Genomic DNA, 5,617 nt, shown 5'->3' with positions numbered 1-5,617 from the left:
TGGCGCAAACTCAACGGAGAAAACCAGTTGCCCAAGGTCATCCAGGGCATTACTTTCCGGGACGGCGTCGAGGTGATCGAGACGCCAGCACAGAACGCCGCCTGATCACCGCCATCACCCAAAATCCATCATAGCTCATCGACCAGGGGCCGGCTGGGTTGCCTCTGGATGCCGGGGGCGAGGACGAAGACTACGACGCCGCCATGGCGGCCGAGATGGCGGCCATGGCCGAGCGGGGTGGCGAGCCGGCCATTGCGCCACGCGGGCCGATCGAGCAGCGTGAGGACGAGCCGCGGGTGATCGATGTTGCCGCGGCGCTCGATGCGGCGGGGATCCGATATCAGAAGAGCGGCGGTAATCTCCGGCTCCAGGCGACCTGGCGCGGTGGGGATGGCTTATCGGTTTCGGTGAATGCCACCACCGGGCAATGGAAGGATTTTGCCGCTGATGAGGGCGGCAGGTTTGAGAGCCTGGCGCGACGTCTCGGGGTTTCCGCCGCGGCGCGCGGGCTGGACGGTGACGCGGCGGCAGCGGCGCGGGCGGAGGCCCGGAAATTCGACCAGGCGCGCCGGAGCATCGCGGGGAGGCTCTGGGCCGAGGCGATGCCGGGCCAGGAGGATCGACCCGAGCCGCTGTATCGGGGATCGGCCGGGCAGAAGATGCGCCAGCGCCATGAGCATGCGGAGAGGATTGCGGCGGCCGCGGCGATGGCTGCCCCTGCCCGCGCGTATCTGGAAAAGCGCGGCCTCGATGCTGATTGGCTGTTACGTCAGGTTCGCCTGACCCGGCTGCATCCGAACTATGATGCCAAGGAGATCGAGGCCGGGGCGACGGTTGCGATGCTGACGCCGATGTACGGGCAGGACGAGGCGGGACAGATCAGGCTGACCGGCGTGCAGCGGACCTATCTGACCGAGGATGGCGAGAAGATCGGCCGGCGGATGCTGGGGGCGGCCGGGGCCTGGTTGCTTGCCCCTCCGCCGGGCGAGGCGATGCCGATTGCCGGGTATGACAGGATCAGGCTTGCCGGCGAGGGGTTCGAGACCGTTGCGAGTGTGGTGCAGGCCACGCGCCAGGAGGGGGTGATCGGTTACAACGCGGGGGGCGTGGTGGCATGGGCAGAGCAGTATCATGGCTCGACACCGATCGGCTTGCTGGCCGATCGCGACCAGCCGAAGATCCACAACGGGCGGAATGTCGGAGAGGCGGGCCAGAAAGCCGCCGCGAAATCTGCCGGGATCATCGAGGCGAACGGGGGTGAGACGGTCTATCTGGAACCGCCGGCCAGTGTGACGCCGGGGCCGAAAGGCGCGGATTGGGCTGACGCGCTCCAGCAGGGCGGCGAGGCCGGGTTACGCGCCGCGCTGGATGCCGCGACCAGCAGCAGTGCCGCCGATCGCGCGCGGATCGAAGCGGTGATGGCGCCAAAGCTGCCAGCGGCCGAGACGCCGATCGGCGCGACTGAGGCCGCGGCCGAGGCCGTCCAGACGATCGAGGCGATTGCGCCGACCGCACCTGAGCATCCCGAGCTGGTACGGCTGCGCAAGGCGCTGGGTGCAGCGGATGGTCGCAAACTGACCGCTGAGGAACGGGCGAACATTCTGGACGGCAACCGCGCGGACGGCGCGGAGCTGGACCCGGCGGATTGGCGCAGAGCGCTCACCCGCTCGAAAACCCCGATCGGCTATGTCGATTTTACCTTCAGCGCCGACAAGACGGTGTCGATCGCGTGGGCGTTCGCGCCGACCGAGGCGGAGCGATCCGCGATCTGCCAGGCGCACCGCGAAGCGGTGCATTCCGCCATGCTGGAGATCGAGCAGGTGATCGGCCAGGCCCGCAAGGGGAAGGGCGGCATGGAGGGGGTCGAGGCCGGCAAGATCGGCTGCGTGGCGTTCGACCATTATACGGCGCGCCCGACCGTCGAGATCGCCCGGCAGACCAAGGCGGGGGTGATGGAGACCGAGCTGGTGAAGATGCGGGTTGCCGGCGACATGCAGTTGCACACCCATGTCACGGTCCCGAATACCATCGTCACCGAGAGCGGGCGGGTGGTGTCATTGAACACGATGGAGATGCACGGCCGCATTCATGAATGGGGTGCGATCTACCAGGCGCATCTCGCCCAGAATCTTCGCCGGCTTGGCGCCGATGTCGAGCTGGACCGAACCAATGGCGCGGCACGGCTCAGCGCTGTGCCGGAGGCCGTCAGAGCCGCATTCAGCAAGCGGACGCGCGATGCGCTCGCCGATGCGAAAGACTATGTCCAGGCCAATGGCGCGGATTGGGACAAGCTCTCACCGGACGAGCGGATCAAACTGCTGAAATCCGGCGCGCACGCGACAAGGCTCGGCAAGACCGATGACATGAGTGACTTCGAGAGCTGGACGCGCCAGGCCGCGCGGATCGGCTACCAGCATCAATCGGTGATCGATCTGGAACGAAAGGCAAGACCGATCAGCGAAGCCGAACGGTTGGATCATGCCTATGACGCGGCGGCCTCATTGCTGGGGGATCAATTCGAGCGCCGCGCCGTCCTGAAACCCGAGGACGAGCGGGTTGCTGCCGCGCGCGGGTTGATCGCATCGGGGATCGAGAGTGGTGCTGATGTCGACCGGGTAATCGCCCGGATCAGGGAGCGCGGCGTTGACGAGACCGGCGTCGCCGGTGCGAAGATTGCCGGCCGGGCGCGGATCAAAACCCCGATCCTGGTCGGGAACCTGATGCGCCAGATAGTGGACGCGCAGGGCAACGAGATCACGGTCCCCGGCGAGGAGCGGCTGACCACGCGGGCGCATGTCAGCCAGGAAGCCGCGTTGATCGATCTGGCTGGCAAGCACGCGCGCGACAAGCGCGGTGGCTTTACGCCCGATCAGATCGCCAAAGGGGTTGAGGCGAGCGGGTTGCGCTTCGAAGGCGAGCACGGGGCGGCGCAATACCGGTTGATGAAGCATCTGGGGATGGCCGGGCGGTTTGCCGCCGGCATCGGCGCGGCCGGTGCGGGCAAAACGACCTTGCTCAAACCGCTGGTCGCGGCGTGGCATGAGCGCGGGCACGACGTGCACGGGATCAGTCTGGGATGGCGGCAGGCGCGCGAGCTGCGCGAGGCCGGCCTGAAGGCCAATGTCGGTGCCGGGGAACGGGACACGATCGCAGCGACGAGCGTGTTCATCAATCGCGTGCAATCGGGTGCACTCGTGCTGACACATCAGAGTGTGGTGGTGGTGGACGAACTCGGCACGATCGGGACGCGGCAGTTGCTCGAATTGCTCCGGCTGCAGGATCAGTACGGGTTTCGGATGGTGGCGATCGGCGATCCGAAACAGTGCCAGTCGATCGAGGCCGGCCAGGTAATCAGCCTCCTGGAAAAATCGATCGCCGTGCCAGGGATCGAGACCAGCGTGCGGCAGACCGATGATCGTGCGCGCGACATTGCGGCGCTGTTGCGCAAGGGTGGGGTCGAGAATGTCGGGAAGGCTCTTGCGATGAAGCGCGAGGACAAGACGGCCGAGATCGTGCCGGGTGGTTATGCCGACGTCATCGCGCGGGCTGCCGCCCTCTGGCGGGAGCGCAAAGCCGCCAACGCCGATCGGTCGCGCTACACGATCACGATCAGCACGCCGAACAACGAGGACGCGCGGGCAATCGGGCAGGCGATTCGGGCACAATTGCAGGCGACAGGCGAGTTGGGCGCCAACCGCAAGACACTCGCCGGGATCGATCCGAATACCGCCACCAGCTATGCGATGCCGGTGGCGATCGGCGACCGGGTACGGTTGTTCGCCCGGACGAACGCGGCGATGGCCGATGGCAGCAAGGGTGCGATCGGCGATAATGGCTCGATCCTGACGATCACCGGGTTCAAGCGCGACGGGGTGGTCCTGCGCAACGAAAAAGGGACCGAGGGTGTCGTGAAATGGGACACGCTCGCCGACAAGAAAACCGGGCGGATGCGGCTGACCTATGGCTACGCCATGACCACCAACACCGCCCAGGGTGACACCACGACCGAACATATCTTTGTGACGGCTGGCGGGTCGAAAACCACGGACGGGTTCAAAACCTATGTCTCCGGTTCGCGTCATCGCGAGCGCGATTACTGGCTGACATCGGAAGGCGCGGAGAAACAGGAGATCAGCGCGCGCCGACCGCTGGGCGACCCGCGACCGATCACGGTGCATGACCTGTGGGAGAACTGGACGCGGAACATCAGCAAGCGGCCGGAGAAGACCAACGCGACTGACATCATCGCGACGGCGGATCAGACCCGCCGCACGATGGCGCGGAGTTTCCTGGACGGGGTGACACGGCGCGAGGCGCAGGCGGCGAAGGCGGAGCGGGCCGACGATCTGCAACCGCAGTTCCAGCAGGCGCGCATCCGGGTTACGGAGAACGGCCGGATCAGCGAAGGCATGGCGAATGTGAGCCGGTTCCGCCAGGCGGCGATCGAGCGCTTGGACCGCACCGCGCCGGCGGTCAGGGCGGCCGTGGCAGGGACATGGGGGAAAACCCGGCCGGTGATCGAGCACGCAACGGCGGCCATGCGCGAGCGGCTGCATCGCGTGCTGGGAGACTATCGCCAGCGCGAGGATCAGCGGAGAGCCGAGGAACGCCGGTAGGCCGAGGTGGGGGCAGCAATTGCACGCACAGCAGGCGAGCAGAGCCTTGGCAGTGGAATGGGGATGTAACACGAGAACCGGGAGAACAGCGTACCGACGTGTTGTTCGACCTATAGCAGCGATCTGGATTGGAGCGGGATTCATATGTCAGCGGCGCGGTAATCAACACAAAACCTCATGGATGCCCGCAATTCCGTTGCAAATAACGCATAAGAATAATTTGCTTCCACAAAAAAGTAATTAGAATCATTGATCTACTTTATAGATATTGCGGAAAAAAAACATATTAACTACGCCTAGTAAGTAGTCGTCGCGCTTGATTTTCACAGTTTTTTGTTCTTACCTATTGCAACGGTGCGGACCATTCCCTTTATCCGACGCGGTATGAACCTCTGTAGTGAATGATTATGAGCGATTTGAATTATGTTGACGATCCCGAGGCTGCTTTAGCCGAAGGTGTAGCTGCAATGGCGCTGGTGCGTTGGCTCATCGAACGGGAGTTCAAGCGATCATCTAATTCACGTACACTGTTGGAAGAGTTGGATTTGCTTGCAAGCCGATGGGCGACGGGGTTAGCACCTCGATTTCGTGAAGCGGCAGATCCCGCATTTCGAATGAAAGTAGCAACGCACATACTCAAGGCCGGTCGGTCCGGTGACCTATCGGAACTGGACGGAAACCTGCCCAAAGTCGAAGTCTACGAGGATGAAGACGTTGCTTCCTGAGGCAACAAAGGTTCACGATTCGCAGAGTGTAATCAACTCTCCTATTTTTAATTTTCGGAAAAATTTTGAAGATCCACGGGAGTATAGACCTAGGAATATATAAATTACACTATAACCCACACTGTAATTTCCTTCATTAATATGGATAAAATATTTAAAAATATTATAAATGATATTCCAAACGGGAGTGCAGAATGGGTCTTTTTGCTACAAGAATCAGAACAATTGATGATCTTTTCCTTCATACACTGAAGGATATTTATTACGCAGAGCGTC

The 5,617-nt window shown here is 62.8% G+C and carries 2 protein-coding genes; both read left to right on the top strand.

The annotated features are described in order from the left end of the window. The first annotated feature begins 158 nt into the window (after positions 1-158). The gene (mobF, locus tag AruPA_RS21225) at positions 159-4,616 is read left to right on the top strand and encodes a MobF family relaxase (protein WP_265638726.1); all 4,458 of its coding nucleotides are present in this window, start codon (positions 159-161) and stop codon (positions 4,614-4,616) included. A gap of 407 nt (positions 4,617-5,023) precedes the next feature. Further along, positions 5,024-5,341, top strand: coding sequence for a hypothetical protein (locus tag AruPA_RS21220; RefSeq protein WP_265638725.1), 318 nt, complete (start codon positions 5,024-5,026; stop codon positions 5,339-5,341). Positions 5,342-5,617 lie beyond the last annotated feature (276 nt).

The sequence above is a fragment of the Acidiphilium sp. PA genome, from assembly GCF_026191915.1.
Taxonomy (GTDB): Bacteria; Pseudomonadota; Alphaproteobacteria; order Acetobacterales; family Acetobacteraceae; genus Acidiphilium.
The sequence above is the reverse complement of the archived record's forward strand: the minus strand, read 5'-3'. Positions and strand labels throughout refer to the sequence as shown.

What these genes read in the sequence shown, in the direction of transcription:
- AruPA_RS21220 (WP_265638725.1), top strand. Translation starts at nt 5,024, where the DNA reads ATGAGCGATTTGAATTATGTTGACGATCCCGAGGCTGCTTTAGCCGAA.